The 23,730-nt window shown below is 42.2% G+C and carries 19 protein-coding genes; 11 read left to right on the top strand and 8 right to left on the bottom strand.

Annotated elements, in window-relative coordinates; genetic code table 11:
* Positions 1–78: 78 nt before the first annotated feature.
* A complete protein-coding gene (locus ACSLUK_RS03120) occupies positions 79–891 on the top strand; it encodes an alpha/beta hydrolase family protein (protein WP_448547054.1) in 813 nt (270 codons plus the stop codon).
* Positions 892–899: 8 nt separating this feature from the next.
* Here the strand turns inward: ACSLUK_RS03120 and ACSLUK_RS03115 are convergent, their stop codons facing one another.
* Positions 900–1,601, bottom strand: coding sequence for a response regulator (locus tag ACSLUK_RS03115; protein ID WP_448547053.1), 702 nt, complete (start codon positions 1,599–1,601; stop codon positions 900–902).
* Between the two features lie 41 nt (positions 1,602–1,642).
* Positions 1,643–1,969, bottom strand: a complete 327-nt coding sequence (locus ACSLUK_RS03110) for a hypothetical protein (protein ID WP_448547052.1) — start codon at positions 1,967–1,969, stop codon at positions 1,643–1,645.
* Between the two features lie 361 nt (positions 1,970–2,330).
* On the opposite strand from ACSLUK_RS03110, the gene ACSLUK_RS03105 reads away from it, so the two are divergent.
* From ACSLUK_RS03105 to glpG, 5 genes are all read left to right on the top strand, one after another.
* Positions 2,331–3,551, top strand: a complete 1,221-nt coding sequence (locus ACSLUK_RS03105) for a serine protease (RefSeq protein ID WP_448547051.1) — start codon at positions 2,331–2,333, stop codon at positions 3,549–3,551.
* Positions 3,552–3,832: 281 nt separating this feature from the next.
* Positions 3,833–5,038 (top strand): glycine C-acetyltransferase, encoded by a 1,206-nt coding sequence (gene kbl, locus ACSLUK_RS03100; protein WP_448547050.1) that lies wholly within the window; start codon positions 3,833–3,835, stop codon positions 5,036–5,038.
* A 9-nt stretch (positions 5,039–5,047) separates the two neighbouring features.
* Positions 5,048–6,073 (top strand): L-threonine 3-dehydrogenase, zinc-binding type, encoded by a 1,026-nt coding sequence (tdh, locus tag ACSLUK_RS03095; RefSeq protein ID WP_448547304.1) that lies wholly within the window; start codon positions 5,048–5,050, stop codon positions 6,071–6,073.
* 8 nt (positions 6,074–6,081) lie between these two features.
* A complete protein-coding gene (gene glpE, locus ACSLUK_RS03090) occupies positions 6,082–6,408 on the top strand; it encodes a thiosulfate sulfurtransferase GlpE (protein ID WP_448547049.1) in 327 nt (108 codons plus the stop codon).
* Positions 6,408–7,289 (top strand): rhomboid family intramembrane serine protease GlpG, encoded by an 882-nt coding sequence (gene glpG, locus ACSLUK_RS03085; RefSeq protein ID WP_448547048.1) that lies wholly within the window; start codon positions 6,408–6,410, stop codon positions 7,287–7,289. The genes glpE and glpG overlap by 1 nt, the downstream gene beginning before the upstream one ends.
* 17 nt (positions 7,290–7,306) lie before the next feature.
* Here the strand turns inward: glpG and ACSLUK_RS03080 are convergent, their stop codons facing one another.
* A complete protein-coding gene (locus tag ACSLUK_RS03080) occupies positions 7,307–7,696 on the bottom strand; it encodes a flagellar basal body-associated protein FliL (RefSeq protein WP_448547047.1) in 390 nt (129 codons plus the stop codon).
* 117 nt (positions 7,697–7,813) lie between these two features.
* The gene (locus ACSLUK_RS03075; RefSeq protein WP_448547046.1) at positions 7,814–10,012 is read right to left on the bottom strand and encodes a putative bifunctional diguanylate cyclase/phosphodiesterase; all 2,199 of its coding nucleotides are present in this window, start codon (positions 10,010–10,012) and stop codon (positions 7,814–7,816) included.
* Between the two features lie 132 nt (positions 10,013–10,144).
* On the opposite strand from ACSLUK_RS03075, the gene ACSLUK_RS03070 reads away from it, so the two are divergent.
* Both ACSLUK_RS03070 and ubiA read left to right on the top strand, forming a co-directional pair.
* Positions 10,145–10,720 (top strand): chorismate--pyruvate lyase family protein, encoded by a 576-nt coding sequence (locus ACSLUK_RS03070; protein ID WP_448547045.1) that lies wholly within the window; start codon positions 10,145–10,147, stop codon positions 10,718–10,720.
* Complete coding sequence (gene ubiA, locus ACSLUK_RS03065; RefSeq protein WP_448547044.1) at positions 10,720–11,580, top strand: 4-hydroxybenzoate octaprenyltransferase; 861 nt, start codon at positions 10,720–10,722, stop codon at positions 11,578–11,580. The genes ACSLUK_RS03070 and ubiA overlap by 1 nt, the downstream gene beginning before the upstream one ends.
* 93 nt (positions 11,581–11,673) lie before the next feature.
* Here ubiA and plsB read toward each other — a convergent pair whose 3' ends face one another.
* Positions 11,674–14,115 (bottom strand): glycerol-3-phosphate 1-O-acyltransferase PlsB, encoded by a 2,442-nt coding sequence (gene plsB / locus ACSLUK_RS03060; RefSeq protein WP_448547043.1) that lies wholly within the window; start codon positions 14,113–14,115, stop codon positions 11,674–11,676.
* Positions 14,116–14,312: 197 nt separating this feature from the next.
* Here plsB and ACSLUK_RS03055 point away from each other — a divergent pair, with 197 nt between their 5' ends.
* Entirely contained in the window at positions 14,313–15,629 is a 1,317-nt protein-coding gene (locus ACSLUK_RS03055) for a M20/M25/M40 family metallo-hydrolase (RefSeq protein WP_448547042.1), read from the top strand.
* A 391-nt stretch (positions 15,630–16,020) separates the two neighbouring features.
* Complete coding sequence (locus ACSLUK_RS03050; protein WP_448547041.1) at positions 16,021–18,219, top strand: M4 family metallopeptidase; 2,199 nt, start codon at positions 16,021–16,023, stop codon at positions 18,217–18,219.
* Positions 18,220–18,417: 198 nt separating this feature from the next.
* On the opposite strand, the gene ACSLUK_RS03045 is transcribed toward ACSLUK_RS03050, so the two are convergent.
* Entirely contained in the window at positions 18,418–19,692 is a 1,275-nt protein-coding gene (locus tag ACSLUK_RS03045) for an acyltransferase family protein (RefSeq protein ID WP_448547040.1), read from the bottom strand.
* 143 nt (positions 19,693–19,835) lie between these two features.
* On the opposite strand from ACSLUK_RS03045, the gene ACSLUK_RS03040 reads away from it, so the two are divergent.
* A complete protein-coding gene (locus ACSLUK_RS03040) occupies positions 19,836–20,711 on the top strand; it encodes a LytR/AlgR family response regulator transcription factor (RefSeq protein ID WP_448547039.1) in 876 nt (291 codons plus the stop codon).
* A 13-nt stretch (positions 20,712–20,724) separates the two neighbouring features.
* Here ACSLUK_RS03040 and ACSLUK_RS03035 read toward each other — a convergent pair whose 3' ends face one another.
* On the bottom strand, positions 20,725–21,324 hold the full coding sequence (locus ACSLUK_RS03035) for a paraquat-inducible protein A (RefSeq protein WP_448547038.1): 600 nt from the start codon (positions 21,322–21,324) through the stop codon (positions 20,725–20,727).
* A gap of 253 nt (positions 21,325–21,577) precedes the next feature.
* The gene (locus ACSLUK_RS03030) at positions 21,578–23,521 is read right to left on the bottom strand and encodes a methyl-accepting chemotaxis protein (RefSeq protein WP_448547037.1); all 1,944 of its coding nucleotides are present in this window, start codon (positions 23,519–23,521) and stop codon (positions 21,578–21,580) included.
* Positions 23,522–23,730 lie beyond the last annotated feature (209 nt).

Below are 23,730 nucleotides of genomic sequence, written 5' to 3'. Positions count from 1 at the left end.
ATTTTGAGGAAATATCGCGAGTTAATTGGTATTGTTAAAGTGTTGACGCTAAACAACAACGTTAAGGAATAGTTGGTCATGAGAAAGCAGACTGGATTAAATGCAGTTGGATGGACACTGATTACATTGTTATTTGCGATGTTCACTGAGCATTGTGTCGCGCAAACTGCCAATTCAGATGCAAATAATGAGAAAAGCAAGCAAGAGTTTATGAATCGTGTATCTTTTCATGCGCAAGACACCTTCATGTTGTCAGCCCGTTATTATCCTGCTCAAGACAACACCGCAGCGGCTTTGCTATTGCATGATTGTGATCACGACAGTGAGCAATATGAACCCTTATTACAACTGCTAGCTAATAATGGTGTGCATGCGTTAGCGCTTGATTTGCGAGGATTTGGCGAAAGTATTTCTGACGAATTTTCACATGACAAAGTAAAGCGAATGTCTAAAGATGTTGTTACTTATCAGGGGGAAATGGCCAAGTTAAGTGTTTTTTGGCCGGCTGATCTGCTGACGAGTTTTAATTTTCTACGTGATAAAGTGGGCGATCAGGCGAAAATTGCTGTCGTAATGGCGGGATGCACCGCTAGTTATGGCATCACACTGGCGGAGTCTATCCGAGTTTCCAGTTTTGTGATGATAACACCTGAATTAAGTTACTCAGACAAAGAACGTTATAAGAACCTATTTGACATTCCGGTATTGTTTGTCAGCTCGGTACATCATGCCAATACCTATCAAACCGCGAAAGAATTGTACGAGTGGAATGGCGACAAGCGTTCTAGCTTCCAATTGTTCAAAGGCGATCGTTTTGGTCATCGGCTGATAGCGCATCAGCCTTTTCTCAATCACAACATTGCCGGGTGGTTATCGCATATTTTGCGCTAATGCTGAAGTTATGAAGCAAGCAGGTAACCGACGTTACGTACAGTCTTAATAATTTGTGGTTCTTTGGGGTTATCGTCAAGTTTTTTGCGGATTCGGGAGATTCGTAAATCGATAGAGCGATCAATGCCATCGTATTCAAGTTTAAAGATCTTTTCGTGTAATTGTTCCCGTTTGACTATTTGACCAACATCTTGTGCCAGTAACCATAGTAAATCAAATTCCGCGCTTGATAATGTTACCAATTGGCCTTGATTATGAACGGTGCGCTTGCTGGCATCAATGATAAGTTGTTGATCGTTGCAGGCTATCACTGTGGTTGTTTGCAATTGCTGAATATGATTGTGGCGTCTAAGTTGCGCTCGAATATGTGCTAATAAAACACGTGGCTTCACAGGTTTAGCTAGGTAATCATCTGCACCCACTTCTAAACCAGTGACTTCATCTATTTCATCACCAAGCGCAGTAAGCATAATTATCGCACCGTGAAAATTCGGGCGAATTGTCTGACAAATTGTGAGGCCACTCGTGCCCGGTAACATGAGATCGAGTACTACGATGTTAGGAGCAAATTGCTCTATGACCTTTTCTACATCGTCGCCATTGTTCAAACATTCAACCAGAAAATCATTGGCACGTAGGTATTGTGCCACTAGCGTGGTGAGTTCGATGTCATCGTCAACAAGCAAGACTTTATTTGTTGATGCGCTCATAAAAGGTAACCGTCGTTAAGTGTTACCTAAAGGATAACAAATCAAGCTCGCCCCGCAAATGGGTTCAATAACACAAAGGCATCAAGACGTTCAGGTAAAGGCAATACGACATCTATGATATGTGGCATTCTGCGACAGTTGTCTGGTTTGATTCGCAATATAGCAAGCCCTTGTTTTTTTTGTTCAATCACAAAAGATTCTGCTTGGGTACACCCAAAGGAACGGACTTTTATATGCAAGTTATCGTCAGAACGACTGACACCGTATAGGGTCTCGAGGTGATCTGTTTGTGCCATGGCATACATACTCACTAAACTCGCTATCAATAAGGTAAATAGTGTTGCTAATACTAAGACCAATTTTTTCATCTTATACCCCTTAGACGAATGACGGACTCCTATAGTAAAGGTGATAGCTGTGTGGTGAGTAGTAATATTATTTCACCAATTGTATCGGAATGTACCATTTTGACTGTTTACAATTTAGTAACAAAAGTGCGTGTGTTGATTCGCAACAAATCCGTTAATACCGTAGCGTGCGTTAAATCTATTCACCTCCCTGTATAAAAAATAATCAAGCTGATGTTCGTGTTGCGCTTGATACAAGTGGATACAAACCGCTAAAAAAAGTGACTAAAGTCTTGTGCGATTCTCCGCAATGATTAATGGCAGCAGTACGGAAAACAAAAACAATTAGTTTACTGCCTATTAACTCAACGAGGAGAAAAACATGTTAAAAACATCATTAATTACGCTGAGCATAATTGCCAGTACTAACGTGATGGCGGCTACAACATTGAAGTCGGTAATATCTTCACAAGAACTTCGCATTGTTGGTGGTGAGGAATCGAACCCTCACTCAAGACCTTACCAAGTTTCATTGCAATCTATGTCAGGTGAGCATTTTTGTGGTGGTTCAATCATCGGTGATGATTTAGTACTAACTGCAGCGCACTGTTTAGATGGTGTTGATGGTAACAACCCTAATTTGCAAGTAAGAGTGGGTGCTCATAGCCTTACAGATAATTCAGGTCAAGCAATTCCCGTTGCCACAACTTATACCAACCAAGATTACCCTAACCTTTCAAAGGACGTAGCTGTATTAAAGTTAAGCACAGCGATTACTGATGAAAATGCCAAAGCCATTAGACTAGCTGACCAAGCTTTTTTTGACGCTAATGTACAATCTGGTACGCCACTGGTTGTGTCGGGCTGGGGTACGCTAACATCAGGTGGTGCAATGCCAGATAAGCTGATGGAAGTGAGTGTTCCGTACGTAACTAACGATGTTTGTAACAGTGCTGATGCATATAATGGTCAAGTTCAAGATACTGAAATGTGTGCTGGCTACCAAGAAGGTGGTAAAGACTCGTGTCAAGGTGATAGCGGTGGCCCACTAGTGATGCGCCAAGGTGATGATTTTGTTCAAGTCGGTGTTGTAAGCTGGGGTGATGGTTGTGCTGCAGCAAACAAATACGGTGTATATGCGAATGTTGCTGCACTTAGAGATTGGATTGACAGTGCAGTTGCGGGTAATGAACCTGCGTCAGGTGCTGGTGGTTCTGACGGTGGCGACAATGGTGATGGTTCAGGTGATTCAGAAGGTAACTACTTAGCTTTCCAAGAAGCTGTAAGCTATAGCTTTGACCAAGAAGCACTATCATTTATTTTAGATGTGCCAGAAGGGGTAAATGTTATCTACATCGCAACGAAAGGTGGTGAAGGTGAAGTTGACCTAATTGCTGAGCGTCTAACGCAAGATGAAGGTGAAGAAGAGTACTATGACGACTTCTGGGATGACATGGGTGACACGGGTGATTTCTATATGTCAGCAGAGCAAGGTAATGATGAGATGATTGTTATCGAGCGTCCTGCAGAAGGTGAATGGCAAATCAGTTTGAGTGATTTTGCTGAATATTCAAATGTTGAATTAACAGTGTTTGCTCACTAATTTAGCATCCCCTGCATTTCCCTTAACGAGGCTCTAGCGTTTTGCTAGAGCCTTTTTTATGTTTGCAATACCCACCATAAGTGCATTTTCTGCGAGTTATTCATTTAAAAAAGAGAATGTAACGTTTCGTTAATTGTGTACGATAATGAAAATTTACTCATTAGGTAACAGATCGGAGTGTACCGATTGTTATTATGGCGTACAATAGCGCCAAATTTAATCTGTAGCTCTTATACTCTAGTATTATTGCTAATCCATAACAAACAAGCACAGAGGCGGCTATGACTTCTAATCGTGTATCAAATTTTTATTCGCACTTATCTTCTGAATTAGCGCAAGTGAAACAAGACGGGCTTTTCAAAGCTGAACGAGTTATTACTAGCGCACAACAGGCGCAAATAGACGTATCTTCGGGAGACCAAGTCGTTAATTTTTGTGCTAACAACTATTTGGGATTAGCAAATCATCCTAGCTTAATTGCTGCCGCCAAAGCGGGTTTAGATGAACATGGTTTTGGTATGGCCTCTGTACGTTTTATTTGTGGTACGCAAGACATCCACAAAACACTTGAGCAAAAACTAAGTGCTTTCCTTGGGATGGAAGATACGATTCTTTATTCTTCATGTTTTGATGCAAATGCAGGCTTATTTGAAACGTTGCTAGGTCCTGAAGATGCGATCATCAGTGATGCATTAAACCATGCGTCTATTATTGATGGCGTGCGTTTATGTAAAGCAAAAAGGTTTCGTTATGCCAACAATGATATGGCTGAACTAGAGAAATGCTTAAAAGAGGCTAATGAAGCGGGCGCTCGTTTTAAGTTAATCGCCACCGATGGCGTGTTCTCGATGGATGGTGTAATAGCCAATCTTAAAGGTGTTTGTGATTTGGCTGATAAATACGGTGCGATGGTGATGGTTGATGACTCGCACGCGGTTGGATTTGTCGGTGAGCAAGGTCGTGGTAGCCACGAATACTGTGAGGTTATGGGGCGAGTAGACATCATTACGGGCACTTTAGGTAAGGCGATGGGGGGCGCGTCAGGAGGTTACACTTCAGGTAAGAAAGAAGTAATTGATTGGTTACGTCAACGCTCTCGTCCGTATTTGTTTTCTAACTCATTAGCGCCAGCAATCGTCAATGCATCAATCCATGTGCTCGACTTATTGGCTGATGGGGATGCACTACGTAGACAGCTTAAAGACAATGCGCATTACTTCCGTACGCAAATGGAATCAGCAGGCTTTACCTGTGCAGGTGCTGATCACGCTATCGTACCAGTAATGTTGGGCGATGCTAAACTTGCCAGTGATATGGCTGATAAATTACTGGCTGAGGGGATTTATGTGATTGGCTTCTCATTCCCAGTGGTACCGAAAGGCCAGGCACGCATTAGAACGCAAATATCTGCAGCACATACTCGTGCCCAATTAGACAAAGCGATTGACGCCTTTACGCGTATCGGTAAAGAAATGGGCGTTATTTAGGAGTCGATGATGAAATCTTTAGCGAAATTACATGCAGAACCTGGCATTTGGATGACCGACTCACCAATGCCTGAGTTAGGTCATAATGATTTGCTGATCAAAATTAAAAAAACGGCAATCTGTGGTACCGATATTCATATTTACAACTGGGATGAATGGTCGCAAAAAACCATTCCTGTACCTATGGTGGTTGGCCATGAGTACGCTGGTGAAGTTGTTGGGATTGGACAGGAAGTTAAAGGGTTCAACATTGGCGACCGCGTGTCAGGCGAAGGTCACATTACCTGTGGGCATTGCCGCAACTGTCGTGGCGGTCGTACTCACTTATGTCGTAATACTGTTGGTGTTGGTGTTGATCGTGAAGGAGCATTCGCGGAATATCTGGTGATCCCTGCATTTAATGCGTTCAAGTTACCGGATGAAATTAGCGATGATTTAGCTGCAATATTTGACCCATTTGGTAATGCTGTACACACGGCACTTTCATTTGATTTGGTTGGTGAGGACGTACTTATCACCGGTGCTGGCCCTATAGGCATTATGGCTGCGGCTGTCGCTAAGCATGTTGGTGCGCGTCATGTAGTCATCACAGACGTAAATGATTATCGTCTGTCGTTGGCTGAAAAAATGGGAGCCACCAGAGCCGTCAATGTAAGCCGTGAAAGCCTGAAAGATGTGATGTCTGAATTGGGCATGACAGAAGGCTTTGATGTCGGCTTGGAAATGTCAGGGGTACCTGTTGCTTTTACTGATATGTTAGAGAATATGAATAATGGCGGCAAAATAGCTATGTTAGGCATTCCTGGCAACGACATGGCAATTGATTGGAGCAAAGTTATTTTTAAAGGGCTAACAATCAAGGGTATTTACGGCCGTGAAATGTTCGAAACTTGGTATAAAATGGCAAGTCTTATACAATCAGGGTTAGACTTGACGCCAATAATTACTCACCACTATAGTGTTGATGACTTCCAAGAAGGATTTGAAGTGATGCGTTCGGGTCAGTCAGGCAAAGTCATTTTGAATTGGGAGTAAACGCATTAATGAGTGACGTAGGTTTTAAACACATGCATATCAGTCAATTACATGAAGTATTGGCTGAACAATCACATGTGGTATTAGATATTCGTGATCCGGCTTCATATCAGGCGAGTCATATCCCGGGGGCAATTCATTTAACCAATGATTCGCTGCCAGATTTCTTGCGGGAAGCTGATATGGACAAACCAACCGTGGTTTGCTGTTATCACGGTATATCAAGTCAGCAAGCAGCGCAATTTTTAGTGAGTCAGGATTTTACCGATGTCTATTCACTTGATGGTGGATTTACCGACTGGCAGTTACATTATCCGGAAGACGTTGCCAAATAATGTCGACTGATTTACATCCTATCGCGGCATTGAATCAACACAATGTCGCGCTTTTGTTCTGCCAATATCTTAACAGCATCAATATTTATGCACAGGTTGAAAAGCTTGATGGCCAGTATGCAATATATTGCCGAGACGAAGACCTCACCCAAGCCAGATCAGAATTCAAACAATTCATCGAACAGCCTACCCACCCTAAGTACCAACACGCCGCTTGGACAGCAAGCGAAACGGTAAGTGTCGAACACCATGCGCCGTCTATCACAGCCGAGTTTAAACGGCATTTTTTGGCACACGCTGGCTTAGTAACGTTGACAGTGTTTATTGTTTGTTGGGGGCTTTGGTTACTAGGTCTGTTTGGTTGGCAACGAGAAATATTTGCAGCAGTGCGCTTTTTTCCTCAGCTTACTTATGAATGGATGGCTGCTGAACCATGGCGGCTAGTTGGGCCAGCATTTTTCCATTTTAGCTGGCTTCACATTGTCTTTAACACCATGTGGTGGTGGCAATTGGGAGGCGCTATTGAAAATGTTAGAGGAAAGCGAACCCTGCTGTCGTTATTCTTCGCATCAGCCATATTGTCTAATTTGGCACAGTTTCTCGTGACAGGCGCCAATTTTGGTGGGCTATCAGGTGTTGTTTATGCGGTCGTTGGTTATGTTTGGTGGGCCGGGTGGCTCGCTCCACATATAGGCTTATCGCTTTCGAAACCCATCGTTGGTTTTCTGCTGTTTTGGTTATTATTGGGTTTTGCCAACATTTTACCGGTTAACGTAGCAAATGCCGCTCACTTACTTGGTTTAGTGACGGGCTGTTTGTTGGCATGGCTTGATTTTGGCGGCACTAAGCGCTCGCCAAAATCTCATTCAAGTAGCGACTAGATGTCTGAGTGCAATGGTTAGTTGTCTAACCATTGCGTAAAGAGTAATTTCTTAATCAATGGTTCGCCCGTTTCTTTTTGTAACAGACTCTTTACTTTGTCTTCGCAAAGTTTTTGAATTTCGCTCCGACCGTTAATTGACTTTATTTTGGCTTCCGGTTGCTGCCCGATAATATTAATGATGGCGTCGCGAAGTAACGGCGCGTGATGTTCAACTATTTCGTAATTCGATGAGTCATCTATCATCAATTCCACCGTCAATCGAACGTAACCCATTTTTTTCTTTACCGCGACGTAGTTGGTTACTATGTCGGGTTCAAAGCCGTAATAGGCATAGTCTGCTGCCTGTGCGCTTGATAAGAGACTGGTGAAATTAAATGTGATGATGAAAGCAAAAATGTACTTCATTAACCAAAATCCAAATTTTATATATTAACGATATAATAACGCGAAATTTCCCGATTGTGTGGTGGTTTTTCGTAAATTCTTTATTTCACGCAAAAAAAATTATTTATGTTATACGCGCTAGTGATCTTCAGCATCATGCCATTTCGAAGGTTTATCTATGAAATACCCTTGCCCATAATGGATGCCTATTTCAGTGAGAATACGTTCAATATTGGCATTTTCTACGTATTCTGCCACGGTAAGTTTATTCATGGCGCTGGCCGTACGTAAGATGTTTTCAAGGAAGATACGATTTATCGCATTGGTATCTATGTCATGAACAAAAGCGCCATCTATCTTAATTGTAGATACTGGCAGCTTTTGAAGATAACTAAATGACGACACCCCGCTACCAAAATCATCTAATGAAAAATGACAGCCTACCGAAGTCAGTTGATTAATGAGTTTGATCGCAGACTCGTAATGACTAATGGCCGATGTTTCAGTTATCTCAAATGAAATACGGTTGGCTGTAATGTGAAAGGTATCTAACAACGTCTGGATGTTATCGACGGTATCTTTGTCACTTAATGATGCCCCCGAAAGATTAATACTATAGTGATCTTTATCATTAGGGTGTCGGCATAGTGTACTTAGGGTTTTTTCAATGACGGCACGGTCGAGTTGTTTGATGAGTCCGTATTTTTCTGCAGCCGGTATAAAGACATTAGGCGGTATGATTTTGCCCTCTGGTGACATCATGCGTACTAAAATTTCATACTTCTTATACGGCAACTCTTCATGCAGGGGCTTAATTTCTTGTCGGTACAATATGAGTTGCTTGTTGCGAATGGCCGTTGAAAGATCATGCAATATTGCCATTTCATGTGCATGTTGCTGTAACTGTATATCGTCGCTTTGGTACATTTGCACCCGGTTACGCCCTTTTTGTTTAGCGAGTTTGACGCACAGGTTTAGCGACGACAACACTTGCTCGGCTTCGAGCTGTTCATCGTCCAAGTTGATGACACCTATACTGGCGGTGATTTGAGTATTGCGATGAATATTATTTAAATCGAGTTTTTGGATGAACTGACGTAACTGCTCTGCCACACGTTGACTTTGCGCATGTGGCAATGACGGCAATAAAATGGCAAATTCATCGTTGCCTAGACGACACATGGTCGCTGAGCTATCGAGTTGTTCTTTGATCGCCAATGACAATTGGAACAACACACGGTCACCAGTCGCATAGCCAAAGGTATTGTTCAGTACTTGAAATTGGTCTATATCAATATGGAAAACGGCGCCACGGCTACTGGATTCATTAACGTGTTGATTTAACACCTGACTAAGTGATTGATCGAAATAGGCGCGATTAGCAAGCCCAGTTAATTTATCATGATTGTCTCGATAACTGAGCTGTTCTTCCATTTGTATGCTTTTTAAAATGCCAATTTTTTGCATGCGATAAAACGCATAAATGATCAGCGTCAGCAACATCCAGATAATGATCGCTTTTACTAAGCCGTTGATATATAAACGGCTGCTGTATTCTGGCGCAAGTCGAATGGCAATTTGCCAACGTGTTCCCGGAATCGCCTTGATGAATGAAAAACGATTGAGTTCCTCTGCTGACATCACCATCTTATGTGGCGCCGTAGGCAAATGTTCACTTGATAACTCAATTTTACCAATGTTGTCTGAACGCATTAAGAACAATTGCTGATGAGGAAGTTGGTAACGTTTCAGTATGCTTTCTAGTACTACCGGATTAAAGGCCGTGAAGAAATAAGCCTTGTGATTTGGGGAAGCTATTAATGGTTGCAACAAATCGAAATGTACACTCGATTCACTACGGTGTAAAAACAGTTTTTCTTGCGTTCCGTTAACGATAGTACTCGCCACTTCTTCTTTACATGCTGGGAGAAAATCGCCGGTGATATGTTTTAGCAAACCATCGCCATTCTCATCAATGACAGCAAACAATCGTGTATGTGCTAATTCGTCTTTTAACGCATGTAACGTTGGAAAATACTCATCCTTTGTCGCTAAGCTACCTTTTCTATATAAATTGCTGATAGCTTCATGATGACGGCGTTGAAATAAATCGATTTCTCGGCGCATTCTCTGAAAATATGACTGTACTTCACTCAACACATCGTCTGCTACATCATCCATTAACGCTTCTTGATATTGTTGATGGACGTGACTGGCTGAATAACTCTGCCATAACAATAAACAGAGAAACAATATGCTCGTCAGCAACACTAATCGTCGTGTTGAGGCGAATTCATTATGATGGGGTTCGTCACCAGTTTTGCTAAATATGTTCAAATACTTATGCGTAGCCAAAAATCTATTGATAGCTTAATCGTAGCAGTAGGGTTCTCATTCGGTCAATTTATTCACGAGCGCCTTATTATAAAACCTGCTATTATACGCGCGATGTAACGATTTGAAGTAACAATGATAACGCAACACGCTATATATCCCGTAGGCCTGAACGCCAATTGGCGTGATCCTGCAGCAGAGAAACTCGATAATAATTTAAGAGATTGGCTCCTTGATCGTCAGTCGTTGACTAAACGACTTATTGCATCAAGCGAGCGTTTTCGCGTGCAAGTTTTGGGTCAGCAAGTTACCACTTGTGCACCACATGAAGCGAACGAAGATATCCTTGTTGGTGAAGCGGTTATTGCACGTGAAGTATTATTATTTTGCGATGAAGTCCCCCATGTTTTTGCCAGAAGTTTGCTACCGCTACGAAGCTTAACGGGCAATCAGTCAGAATTGTCACGCTTAGGTAACGAATCGCTGGGGCAGGTATTATTCAATCATCCGGATCTTAAGCGGAAATGCATTGAAGTGGCTGATTTTGACGTCAACACGCATTTATCTTCGATATTAAAACACTTTGATTTAAAAGCGGCGCAAGCGTTATGGGGTCGCCGCTCAGTATTTATGATCGAACAAAAGCCTCTCATGGTAGCGGAAGTGTTCTTACCCAACGCATTAGCGTATGAACAAGTGAAGGTGTGCTAATGACAACTATCGCGCGTAAATGGCAAGCGATAAAGCTTATTACTCGAATGGATAAACCAATTGGCACTTACTTACTGCTGTGGCCAACATTGTGGGCGTTGTGGGTTGCCTGTGATGGTTTACCGCCAATACACTTACTGGCTGTGTTTTCGCTTGGCGTTTTTGTTATGCGAAGCGCAGGATGTGTGATCAATGATATTGCGGATAGGAAAGTCGATGGCAAGGTAAAAAGAACGCAGCAACGTCCTTTGGTTTCGGGCATGATGACGACACAGGAAGCCTTTAATCTGTTTGGTTTTCTCATTGGATGTGCGTTCGTTCTTGTTGCCTCACTTTCGCTGTACACCATTATGCTATCTGTTGTGGCGCTGGCACTGGCCGCAAGCTATCCATTCATGAAACGCTATACTCACTTTCCGCAAGTTGTTTTAGGGGCGGCTTTTAGTTGGGGAATGGTGATGGCATTCGCAGAAGCGCAAGGTGAAATTCCGACGATTGCCTGGATGCTTTTTGCTGCTAATGTGCTTTGGACTGTTGCGTATGACACCATGTATGCCATGGTTGATCGCGATGATGACATAAAAATTGGGGTTAAATCTACGGCGGTCATCTTTGGCCAATATGACAAAAAAATCATTGGCTTATTGCAATTACTAGTACTAGGTCTTTTGTGGAGTGTGGGCGATATTCTCGCTTTTGGCTGGCCATATCAACTGAGTTTAGTCATTGCGGCTGCATTGTTTACCTATCAACAACTATTAATAGTCAACCGTGAACGTATGCCTTGCTTTCAAGCGTTCTTGAATAACCATTGGGTGGGATTAGTGATATTCATCGGCATAGCCATTGAATATTTATAACCTTACATTAGATGGCCTAGCGATAAGTACAGAGCATCACATTGTGATGCCCTAACCAATCACATCCATTCCAGATCGCGTTGCGCGATGTCCTTATCGAGCGATACTTTGAAGTACCGATATTTCGATTAAATTGTTCACTATGGTGCGAAACTCTTTTAATGATTCATCGGCCACTAATTTTCCTTGCTCGTCGTCAACGAGATGACCTTGCTGCTTCAAGGCATTAATTAACACGGATTGCGCTTTTTTATCGATAAACTCAGGTGCATTAATGTTGTTGATCACTGAAAGGCGCTTGGCAATGGCGACCACTTTGCTTTCTAAATCAGCGCGACTGACAGGTGTTAAGCGTCCTGATAATGAGGTAACAATAGCGAGCCGTTGAATGGTCTCATCAACACATTCGCCAATTACTCGAATACAAGCATGTTGCTCCGTTGTCGCATCTAATGACCAAAAGTCTGCTTTGCTATGCTTGGCAATCGATAGACTAGCAAGATGCGCTAACACACTCTCTACTTGTGCTGCGATGGTTGTATTGTCTTGCCATAGGTAAAAATCATTGCGGATGACATTGATGATTGCCTGAGTTTGTTCGACGATAACAGCCGTTGTTGTTTTTGGTGTCTTGTCCAAAATACGGCAAACCAAAGAAGGCAGAATATATAAATGTAAGATGTTATTGCGATAGTAACGCATCTCTAACAATGCCGAGCCTGTTAGGGAAATAATGTCGCCTAAACTATCGTGCTCAACGGTGACTTTGTTCAGTGAGATCACGTGATCAAGAATTTCCTTTCCTGATTGCTCAGGGATCACCGTTTCATTACTATACGGCGTGAATTTTTGCACATCAATGAAGAAGTCGATTTGTGCTTCTAAATCGCTTCTGGTCATGGCTTTGTTTTCGGTGGCGTGCAAAATCAAGGCAACTAATGTAACACCGTTAATCGCGGCGCTTTGGTTGATTGATGTCATCACGTTAGCCGCTAGTTTATTCACAGTAGGTGTTAACCAACTCGGCTTTTGCGGATCGATTGGGTCAACTGCAGCCTTCCAGTCGGGCTCATGCTGATTAAGAAACTGATTAATATTAATCGGTTGTCCAAAATTAACGTAACCATTGCCGTAATTTCTTAATTTTTTGATCGCTTTAACGACACCTAGCGCTGACTCTCCTTCTTTCTTTGAACCGCTCAATTCTTTGTGATAAGTACCGACTTCCATAACATGTTCGTAACCTAAATATACAGGTACCAGCGTCAAGGGGCGATCAATGCCTTTTAACAGGCTTTGAATCGTCATTGCCAGCATCCCTGTTTTAGGAGGAAGCAATTTACCGGTACGACTACGTCCACCTTCAGAGTAGTATTTAACCGCGTAGCCGCGCTCAAACAGTAGTCCTAAATATTCACGGAAAATCGTTGAATACAGTCTATTACCACCAAAAGTGCGGCGGATAAAGAATGCGCCAGCCTTTCTGAAAATTGGCCCTGCTGGCCAAAAGTTTAAGTTTATTCCTGCAGCGATACGTGGGGTTACTAATCCCTGTTGATAGATAACATGAGTGAGGAGTAGGTAGTCCATATGGCTACGATGACAGGGCACATAAATGATTTCATGACCTTCTTGTGCTAGTTCTCGCAGTCGCGTGGCATGATGCACTTCTATCTTACTGTACAACCGCTTCCATAACCAAGTAAGTATGCGCTCACCTACGCGTATCACTGAGTCGCGATAGTCGCCAGCAATTTCATCCATGATATGCAATGCTTCTTTCTCAGACGCCTGTATGCTAATGCCTTTGTTCTTGGCTTCATCTTGAATTATCCGTTGTATTGAAGGCATCGCCAATAACGTCTTAAACATTTGATTGCGGTGCATTAAGCGCGGGCCAGTCGCAGCAATCGTTTGTCGATAGAAATGAAAACGAGCTACGCGCAGCAACTTTTTCGCGGTTTGTTCACATGTACCATGCTTACCACACATTTCTTTTAGCGAAAGAGGCTGACTGTAACGAACAAGCGAGTTTCTTCCCAGAAATAGTACGATAAATAGCTTACGAAACCAGCTTGGTGATTCTTGATCGGCTAAGATAGTGCCAACATTCGCCTTATTACGTTCAACGTTAGGTTTTCGTCCCCAAACTAGATGGGCTGGAATGAGTTGTAAGTCGAGGTCTTTAGACTGCTCTTGTAACGCGAGAAGGTTTGAGCCTTGAACAAGTGCCGAACTTTCATGGCCGAAAAGTTTAGTTAGCCAAGAATTAGGGCGCTCTATACAAATGGTTCGTGGGTACGTCTTGTTGTTAATGACGATTGACGACAATGGGTCAGGCAACCCTTGTCGCTTACATGCGGCCTGTAAGGTTATTAAATCACTCGCAGAGCGGTGGTGGATAATATAGAACAGGTTTTCTGTTTGGCTATTAGCAAATGCTGCAATTGAGGTGTCTGCCACAATCTTACTTCTCACAAGAAGTTTAATAGGAAGCTTTAATAGCGAATAAAAAAGTGTTCTTAACGTTAACATGTATCAAAATCCGAACCAAAGGAGCGGCAAGTTTACCACTTTTCACTGCACTTTGTATCTTTTAGCGACCAGTTGCTTCATTTTTCAATGCAATCATAACAGTTTGTTCACATTCGAAAGTGAGTTGAACGTTGGTTTCGTTGAACAAGTTCAGTATGCTATAGCAACTCACCCCATTGTTTTGGAAAGGAATACTCGTGGTTCAAATTATCTCTCGCGTTTTGTTTGTGCTAGTGGCATTAAACGCTGCAGTTGTGGAAGCGAAAAATCAACTTACTCCCACTGAGCTCGACATTCGCACAGCGGTAGAAAAGGTTCTGCCAAATGCTGTGAAGGAATTACAACAAGCCATTAATATCAATAGTGGAAGCATGAACTTTGCTGGAGTAAGAAAAGTTGGTGATTTGTATAATAAACAATTGTCAGAAATAGGATTTCACACAGAGTGGTTAGATGGGCGTGATTTCAATCGAGCGGGACATTTGGTCGCAGTTCACAAAAGCAAGGATGAAAACGCCCCAAAAATTTTACTCATTGGCCATTTAGATACTGTTTTCGCAGAACATGACGAATTTCAACAGTGGCAACTATTAGATGAACACACCCTGCAAGGGCCCGGTGCAAACGATATGAAAGGGGGCAATACCATTATTGTCACAGCAATGCGAGCGCTAAAAGAAGTTGGTCTGTTATCACAAATGAATATTGCGATTGTAATGACGGGTGATGAAGAAAGTAGCGGCCGTCCGCTAAGCAAATCTAAAGCTGCTATTGTGGAATACGCCAAATGGGCGGATATCGCGCTAGGCTTTGAGAGCGGTGATAGTGATATTAGAACTGCAATGGCTGGAAGAAGAGGCTATGTGGGATGGACACTGGAGATCAAAGCTAAGAGTGCGCATTCTTCACGTTTATTTACCGATCAGGTTGGCTACGGTGCTATTTATGAATCCGCGAGAATCTTATCGCAATTTCGAGAGCAATTGAGTGAATATCAGGATCTTACCTATAACCCCGGCATGATAATCGGTGGAACACGCATTTCGCATGATACCAGCACATATACTGGTGAAGCATTTGGTAAAAGCAATGTAATAGCTGCATCTGCCAAAGTAACAGGTGATATTAGAGCGACATCAAGCGCACAATTTGTCGAAGCAAAACACCAAATGGAGCGTATTGTGGCGGCAGCACCCAATCATATAGAAAGCAATATTACCTTTTCCGTTGGTTACCCTCCGATGGCGGTAACCAGTGGAAATACGCAATTGTTGGCTCTTTATAGCCAAGTAAGTGAAGACTTGGGGTATAACAAAGTGAGCTCTGCTAACCCACGCAATGCAGGAGCTGCCGATATTTCTTTTGCCGCGGAACACGTTGACATGGCGATTGATGGTATCGGTATGATGGGCAGTGGTGCTCACACCAAAGACGAAGTAGGTGACCTCCAAAGCTTCCACAAAAATATCGAAAAAGCTGCCGTTTTATTGCACCGTTTAACGTTATCTAAGTGATCAATTGTTGCCCAGAAGTTGGCTGAATAGCATGCAAAAATAGACGTTGTTACTACGAATAAAGGTGTATGTAAAGTGAATGTTTTGTTAATGATGGGTTCTTGGGGTTTATCTGAGAATGTATTGTTGTTTCGGTGTTTTTCTTTCATTGACTTTATTATTTATAAATTATTTTGATTATAATACAGAGGCTTATAGTCAAACCTCTTCTGTAGTTATATTCTTTTAAAGCTGGCGAAAATTACTGGTATGTAACTAATTTGTTACATATTGATAATATTAGAAATGGTTAATATTATGTTTAATTTTTGTTAAGTCAGTTGTTGGGTTTTATGGTTAGCTTTCCTTAAACAGGAAACATAATTATAAAACTAAGAAGAATAGGAAAACTATGAAAACTAATTATATCAGCTTAGCAGTAGCGATCGCACTCTCAACTGCTTCATCAAGCGCATTGGCTGCTGATACGGTCAAAGCAACAACATACAAGGGCACCGCCAGTTTTTCTGCTGGTAAACTTGGCGAAATTTCAAAGGGTAAACTCACTTCTGACGCTATTCGTGACGTTTTGTCTATGCATAGCACGCAACGAATGGTAGGCAATGAGAGCTTTAGTGTGAGACGTCAATGGTCTGACAAACTGGGCAAGAGCCACGTACAAGTGCGTCAGCATATCAACGGTTTGCCAGTATATGGTACTACGTTAACAATTCACTCTGAAAGTTCAAAACGCGGCTTACAAAAAGCTGATGTGGCTCAACAAGTGTACGCAGTTAGTGGTGTATTAGCTAAAAACCCTGTGGTACATACTAATTTAAAATCTTTGACGTCAGACGCAAGTACTATTGCTGCAGTAAGTTCAGCGGCAAGCGCGCATGGTGAAATTACGTCGGAACCACAAAAAGTATACGTTTATTTACCACTTACTGAAGAAACAAAACTTGCTTGGAAAGTGGAAGTCACATGGAACAATGGTGGTGAAGACTTTGGTCGCGATGATTTTTTCTATGACGCTGGTTCAGTAGAGCAATTAACACGTCATGCCAAGGTACATTCGGCAAAGAATTGGAAAACATATGATCTACAAAATCAAGATCAAAATGCTGCACCTGGTGTACTAAAATGTACCAACAGCCAAGTATGTAACGATGCATCGGCACAGCGAGCGCATGATGGCGCGTCAAAAGTATACGACTATTACTTAGCACGTTTTGGCCGCGATAGTATCAATGGTAGTGGCATGACAATGGTGTCGAGTGTGCACTTGGGCAATAACGTTGGTAACGCTTATTGGACAGGTTCGCAAATGATGTACGGTGATGGCGATGGTTCAACACTTGCTGATTTAACCTTGAGTTTCGATGTTATCGGCCATGAATTAACTCATGGGGTTACTCAATACACTGCTAATTTGGTATACAACAACGCATCCGGTGCACTGAATGAAGCTTGGTCAGACATTATGGGTGTGGCGGCACTAGCTTACAAGAACAATACAACAACGGCTGATTGGAAGTTAGCTGAAGAAAGCTACACACCAAATACGCCGGGTGATGCAATGCGTTATATGGATAATCCGACGGCAGATAACTATTCAAAAGATTGGTGGCCAGAACGTATTCCATACGAAAGTAATCCTACACGATTTAACGATTATGGTGGCGTACATGGTAACTCTGGTATTGCTAACCTAGCATTTGCGTTATTAGTAGATGGCGGCACACACCCACGCAATAAATCAACCGCTGTGGTTCCTTCGGTGGGGTTATTAAAAGCTGAGCAAATTTTCTATCGTGCTTTAACGACTTACATGAATTCAAGTACTGACTTTGCTGGCGCACGTACAGCAACTAAACAAGCTGCTACGGACTTGTATGGCGCAACGGAAGCAACAGCGGTAGAGACTGCTTGGTGTGCAGTTGGTGTTGGTACTTGTCCAACAGGGCCGGTGACAGGTCCAGAAACGTTAGAAAATGGTGTTGCCAAAACTAATATTTCAGGTGCAGCAAAACAAGAGTTTTTCTATACGCTTGACGTACCGGCAGGGGCAACAGATCTGAAATTCACTACCACAGGTGGTACAGGCGATGCAGACTTGTATGTTAAATTTGGTAGTGCACCTACGCTAAGCAGTTCAGATTGTAAGAGCACGACTTCAACCAGCAATGAAACGTGTTCAATATCAAACGTTCAAGCGGGTAAATACCATGTCATGGTGCAAGCGTGGAATCAGATTAATGGGGCAAGTTTAACGGGAAGCTTTAAAGCGCCTACAGGTGGACTTGAGCCAATTGATGTTTCCGCTACAGCAAGCGTTGTCAATTACGGTAGCTGGGCACGATACACTTACCAAATGCCAGCGAATTATAGCAATATGACGATTACGACGTCTGGTGGCACAGGTGATGCTGATCTGTACGTTACATTTGGACAGCAATCAACGCAAAGCCAATATAACTGCCGCTCGTGGAATAATGGCAACAGCGAATCTTGTACGTTTGACAATCCGTCAGCAGGTACTTGGTACATCGATTTGTATGGCTATAGCCAAGCCAGTAATGTGGCGATTAGTCTAACAGCTAATCCGTAAATGCTCGCGCGATGGTAACTATAAAGGGTAGCAAAGCTACCCTTTTTTATGTCCAGGGACGGACGGTATGACGCAGTGCCATGGATGGCAAGGAGCGTCCATGTCCAGGGACGGACGGTATGACGTGTCCTTCGGTTGCTTCACACTCAGGATGCACGGGACTATATGGATGTCACGTATAGCCAAAGAACACCCAACTCAAAGCAGAATTTCCAATCCAATAACAATACATCCAATTATTGCAACCGGATAAAATATCCAAGTCATTATTTTGGGTATTGGTTTTGTTGTGGGCATACCAAAACACAAACGTAGCACATTAAATCGTTGGATAATCCAGATACTTAGTGCGCAAGCAGTCATGGTACATAGAACGATTAAGAAAAACATGCTCATGCCATCCATTGTGTAAACACTTAATAACCAGCCGAATACTACGATGTAGGTTTGATGCAATATATAGCAAGGATAAACGGCTGGATTGAGTTTAGTCACTAGTTGAGATCGTTTGCCAAAAAAACGTGTCGCGATCGACAGCATCAATATGAGGCCGAGCAATTTAGCCAACGAATAGCAAATGCGTAGCGCCCACAGCCAATCTGTGTCGGGTGTTTGGTTTGATGTGGCGAAGGTGAACTTATAAAACAGCATCATCAAGACAAGATTGGTGATTGTCATTAAAGAGATGATTTTTAAGTGTTTACAGAGTTGTAGCCACAGTGTGGGTTGCTTTGCCGCAATGAAACCATAGAGTAGAAACAAAAAGCCTGAAACATATCGCTTATCTTCGCCATCCAAATAGAATTGCAGCCAGAGCAAAGGTAAGTAGCACAGTAAGATAGCTATTGCTGGTTTAGATGACAGGATTGAATTAAAACGACTAATTAACCATTTGTTGTTAATGAGCGGCGCGACAATAATGAGTATCAACGAATACTTCCATAAAGACCGCAGATACCATAAATGATTAACGTCGATATGAGGCCAAATGCCTGCCTGATATTTATCGAATATTGTACTGTCACTGCTATAAAAGTGACGCAAGAATTCGATAAATGAAACATCTAAATCGCCATTGGCGGACATTTCTACATAGAGTTGCGGGGGAACCACAATGAGCACGCCAACCAATAAAGGCAATAATAATTGGAAGGAACGTTTAAGTAATAAATTGATGGTCGAATATCGACTAAACGACATTTGTAGCGCGACACCCGAAACAAACCACAGGCAAGCCATTCGCCACGGCTCAACGACAAGCATAAGATATTGCAAATCGACTGATTGATGTTGGCTCTTATAATGAAAGCCCCAATTAGCAACGAATACCATGGCAGTGTGGTAAAGCACTAATAACCCAAAAGCAAACACTCGCAACCAATCGAGTTGGTGTAAGCGTGAATCATCAGCTACGGAAGCAACGGATTGGGCTCTATTTAAGATTTCTTGATTGATACTGGTTGTTATATTCATCTAATGTTATCGTTCAAAAAGGTGTCATACATTCAACAGCTTGAACAGCCAGAAGCAATGTGTAAATCCTTCAATAGCCCAACAGACAATGAATAGGGACAAGCGGTGGATAACGGGGACAAAAAATTTAGCGTGGTTTCTCAATGGTAGGAATAAACCGTCAAACATTTCAAAAATATCAATTCGCCTTTGGCGCACTGGCTGTGTTTTCTTTCTTGTTAGTGAACAATACGATTAATGCCATAACTCAATATTTAGAGTTGTATCGAGTAGGTGATAACACCACTGCGTTGTGGGAGCCGTTTGCTTGGGAATACACAAGCGCATTGAGTAGCTTGATTATATTTCCATTTATTGTTTGGGTAATTAAACTCGCGCCGATTACGCGGCTTTCATTGAGTAAAGGTATGGTCATTTATCTTGGCGCGGCGGTAATTTACTCCTTAAGCCATGTTGTGATTATGGTTGGATTACGTGAACTTGTGTATTGGGTGAGCGGTGGTGACTATGAATTTGGGCACTGGTCATTTGAATTGCTTTATGAAATGCAAAAGGATGTGTGGAGCTTTGTATTTTGGATAATTATCTACCATGGATATCAATTTATAATAAGCCGTTGGCTAGGCGAAGCAACGCCTATTCAGCAAGCTGACTGTGGCGAAGAACCAGAGCCATCACCCACGAGCAGCATCGATCGACTGATCGTGAAAAAACTCGGCAAAGAATTCATTATCGACGTAAAAGATATCCAATGGATGGAATCAGCTGGAAATTATGTCAATTTGTATGTGGCTGGCCGTATATATCCCATGCGAGCCACCTTGGCATCATTAACAACGCAATTAGCAAATCATGGACTTAGTCGAATTCATCGTTCCTATGCGATAAATGTTAATCATATCGTCTCAATTACGCCTTTGGCGAGCGGTGATAGCGAAGTATTGCTGGCTGACAATAAAGTACTCAAGCTATCACGTCGCTATAAAGACGCATTTAGAATGCAGTTGGCGTTAACATAGCTAATTCATATGCTTAGCTATGTAGCGCGGGCTCAGTTTTTAATTGCTGCTTTGTTTGTCGGTTAACGTGGTAACCAAACAATTGCGTCCCTAACATGGAAATCAGACAATAGGCGGTGAAGTAATAAAAGCCTGCACCAACATTGGATAAGGTTTCACTACTCATGAGTAATTCTATTTTAAACCCTAATAAATTAAGCGTATGGGCCGTTTGTGTTTCCGCTTGATTGGTCGACAACACCGCTAAAAATATAGCTACCACAAAAACGTCTGCCATAGACCATTTACCAATAGCACTTATAAAACGCGTAATTTGTTTTTCTAGGGCATGACGTGGCTTAGCATAAGCCGCTACAATTCCTATGAATTTAACAATTGGAATGATAATGGTAAATAATACAATTAATCCGGCTACCAATTGACGGTTGTCTTGCCATAGCTCATCTACTGTGCCAATAACAGACAGCGATTTATCGACGACATTGGTAGTCATTTGAGAATTGGATAGACTGGCAAAAACATCCATCGACATTGTAAACATCGGAAGCAAAATGCCAGGTACGAATAATGCGATTGCTACTAAATTTAGTAACATGCCTAGATGCCTAAACATACTAATACCTTTGTGTGCAAAAAGTGCAGTATATCGAATTTAACTTAGTCTGGAAATTACCGCATACGCTATGCAGAGCGATTCACGATTACAAATGTATTCGTGTTAAAGGCGTGATGTTTATGAAAAACCAGAGTCTCAGGTTTTTTGAGATACGCAATTAACTAATCTCTTAATGGGCTAGTGACTTTCAATCGTGGCGAGCATAAAACAAAGCTCGCCACATAAAATTGCTGCGATCGAATGATGGCAGTTAACTGGTCTTAAACTGCGAAACCAAATTCCCTAATTGCACTTTCTGCTCATCAAGTTCTTCAATGATATTATTGGTTTGCTGTGATAACTCAGACACTTGTGATGCCATGTCGGCAATTTTGGTGACATTGACACTAAGCTCACTGATCACGTTTGATTGTTCATTGGTGGCGGTAGCAACTTGGGTATTCATATCTGTGATTTGACTGATCTCTTGTACAACTTCATTAAGAGCAGATTTAGCGATATTGGTTTTTTCGAGTCCTTCGCCGGCCAGTTCTGTATTTTGGCTCATTGATTCAACCGTTTCTTTCGCTTGATGTTGTAACCGCTCTATCACATCATTGATTTCTTTTGTAGAAGCTTGCGTGCGTGCCGCCAAAGATCGAACCTCGTCAGCCACAACCGCGAAACCACGCCCTTGTTCTCCTGCTCTGGCTGCTTCGATAGCAGCATTGAGTGCAAGTAAATTAGTTTGTTCTGAAATACTGGATATCGTATCAACAACAGAACTTATGGTCTGTGTTTGTGCGGCAAGCTCCGCTATTTTTTCTTGTGTCGATTGATTACTTTGGTGTAGTTGCGCCATAACTTTGCTAGTGTCGTCCACTTGGCCATTGGTGCTTTCAATTTGCTTTTCTGCAGTCTCGGTCTTGTTCGCGGTATTTAATGCAAGGTCACTTACTTCTTGAATACTTTGATTCATTTCTGTGGTGGCAGCAGCGACCGAGTCGGACTCTATCCGTTGTTCTTGCACGCATTGTTCTACGTGCTGCGTCATGTCTCTTAAGTTGTCAAATGATGTGGCCATGACATTTTCGGTCTTCTTGATGTCGACCATAATCTCTTTAACTTTCAAAAGAATAGCATTAAACCCTTTGGCAAGAAGACCTAACTCATCGCCCCGTTGGTCATCGAGCTGCTGCGTTAAATCGCCGCCGTGATTGGCCATCTCGAGTAAACGGTCACCAATATCGACTATAGGCTTAGTAATCCTGTTTGCTATTAACACCATCAATAATATAAAGCCGAAAGCCATGATTAAGTTGATGATGCCGGTGTTGGCTAACGCACTGTTAATTTGCGCCATTGGTTCTGCAACAGGCAGCATGGCAATGATTTTCCATTCCAGTTCAGGAATCCCAACACTCGCAACATAATAGTCAATGCCATCTTTGGTTACGTAGTCGAATACATAGTTTGGGTTCTTGGTAAGTAACTTACTGGACACATTGGCAAAGCCGTCAAATTGTTGGAGTTGTCGTTGTTTGAGCTCAGACAATTCGGGGTGGATCATTACCTTTCCTTGCTGGTCAGTTACAAATACATAACCTGTTTCACCAATTTTATTACTTAAGATATCTTCACTGATTTGGCTGACACTGTAACCCAAACCTGCGATGGCTAAATCTTTGCCTTGAGCTCGCACACGGTAATTGACAAAAGCAGTCAGCTCAGATGATCCTTCTTCAAAGTCGAATGCCACTTCAAATGGTTTATTGCTATTAATAAAATTAAAAAACCACCCGTCATCTGCTTGGCTTACCGTTTTCAAAAGACCAGACTGGTTAAAATATTTCTTAGTGACATTAGATACCCAGAAAACAACAAATGCATCGTTCGCTTTTTTCATATGGGAGAGAAAGTCAATCAACTGTGCTTCTTGAGTGGCAGGTTCGCCGGCCAGCGACCAGTCAATTAGCATTTTATTTTGGGTGATGGCTTTGGATAGCTCAAGCGGTGTACTTAATTGATAGCGTATTTTCGCTTCAACTTTAGCCAACTGATTAGGGAGAAGATCTGCTTCAATGTTATCTTCGAATACATTGGTGAACATGATATTGTTTAAAACGATTGTCGTTACCGTCAGTGTGAGCAATGAAACAGTAATAATGGTTATCAATGCATGCCTGATTTTAAGGTTTTTAAGCAATTCCCGCATGGTTGTATTCTCAATGTGTGTTATTCGTTTTACGTTTCAGTGAACGCTGGTTAACACTTGTTGATAAGTGTTCATGCACTTAAGCGTAGTCAAGGATTTGATTATTGGCGAAAATATTCGATGGATTTTCATGCCAGGTTGGCATAAAAAAGGGTACTTAGCTCATTGAACTAAGTACCCAGAAAGTGACCACAGCAAGCAGTCGTGAA

The organism is Thalassotalea fusca (genome assembly GCF_053485835.1).
This window is presented reverse-complemented; position numbering and strand designations above follow the sequence as displayed.

What these genes read in the sequence shown, in the direction of transcription:
- ACSLUK_RS03120 (WP_448547054.1), top strand. Translation starts at nt 79, where the DNA reads ATGAGAAAGCAGACTGGATTAAATGCAGTTGGATGGACACTGATTACA.
- ACSLUK_RS03030 (WP_448547037.1), bottom strand. Translation starts at nt 23,521, where the DNA reads ATGCGGGAATTGCTTAAAAACCTTAAAATCAGGCATGCATTGATAACC.
- ACSLUK_RS03105 (WP_448547051.1), top strand. Translation starts at nt 2,331, where the DNA reads ATGTTAAAAACATCATTAATTACGCTGAGCATAATTGCCAGTACTAAC.
- ACSLUK_RS03115 (WP_448547053.1), bottom strand. Translation starts at nt 1,601, where the DNA reads ATGAGCGCATCAACAAATAAAGTCTTGCTTGTTGACGATGACATCGAA.
- ACSLUK_RS03080 (WP_448547047.1), bottom strand. Translation starts at nt 7,696, where the DNA reads ATGAAGTACATTTTTGCTTTCATCATCACATTTAATTTCACCAGTCTC.
- plsB (WP_448547043.1), bottom strand. Translation starts at nt 14,115, where the DNA reads ATGTTAACGTTAAGAACACTTTTTTATTCGCTATTAAAGCTTCCTATT.
- ACSLUK_RS03045 (WP_448547040.1), bottom strand. Translation starts at nt 19,692, where the DNA reads ATGAATATAACAACCAGTATCAATCAAGAAATCTTAAATAGAGCCCAA.
- ubiA (WP_448547044.1), top strand. Translation starts at nt 10,720, where the DNA reads ATGACAACTATCGCGCGTAAATGGCAAGCGATAAAGCTTATTACTCGA.
- ACSLUK_RS03110 (WP_448547052.1), bottom strand. Translation starts at nt 1,969, where the DNA reads ATGAAAAAATTGGTCTTAGTATTAGCAACACTATTTACCTTATTGATA.
- kbl (WP_448547050.1), top strand. Translation starts at nt 3,833, where the DNA reads ATGACTTCTAATCGTGTATCAAATTTTTATTCGCACTTATCTTCTGAA.
- ACSLUK_RS03070 (WP_448547045.1), top strand. Translation starts at nt 10,145, where the DNA reads ATGATAACGCAACACGCTATATATCCCGTAGGCCTGAACGCCAATTGG.
- glpE (WP_448547049.1), top strand. Translation starts at nt 6,082, where the DNA reads ATGAGTGACGTAGGTTTTAAACACATGCATATCAGTCAATTACATGAA.
- tdh (WP_448547304.1), top strand. Translation starts at nt 5,048, where the DNA reads ATGAAATCTTTAGCGAAATTACATGCAGAACCTGGCATTTGGATGACC.
- ACSLUK_RS03040 (WP_448547039.1), top strand. Translation starts at nt 19,836, where the DNA reads ATGGTAGGAATAAACCGTCAAACATTTCAAAAATATCAATTCGCCTTT.
- ACSLUK_RS03050 (WP_448547041.1), top strand. Translation starts at nt 16,021, where the DNA reads ATGAAAACTAATTATATCAGCTTAGCAGTAGCGATCGCACTCTCAACT.
- glpG (WP_448547048.1), top strand. Translation starts at nt 6,408, where the DNA reads ATGTCGACTGATTTACATCCTATCGCGGCATTGAATCAACACAATGTC.
- ACSLUK_RS03035 (WP_448547038.1), bottom strand. Translation starts at nt 21,324, where the DNA reads ATGTTTAGGCATCTAGGCATGTTACTAAATTTAGTAGCAATCGCATTA.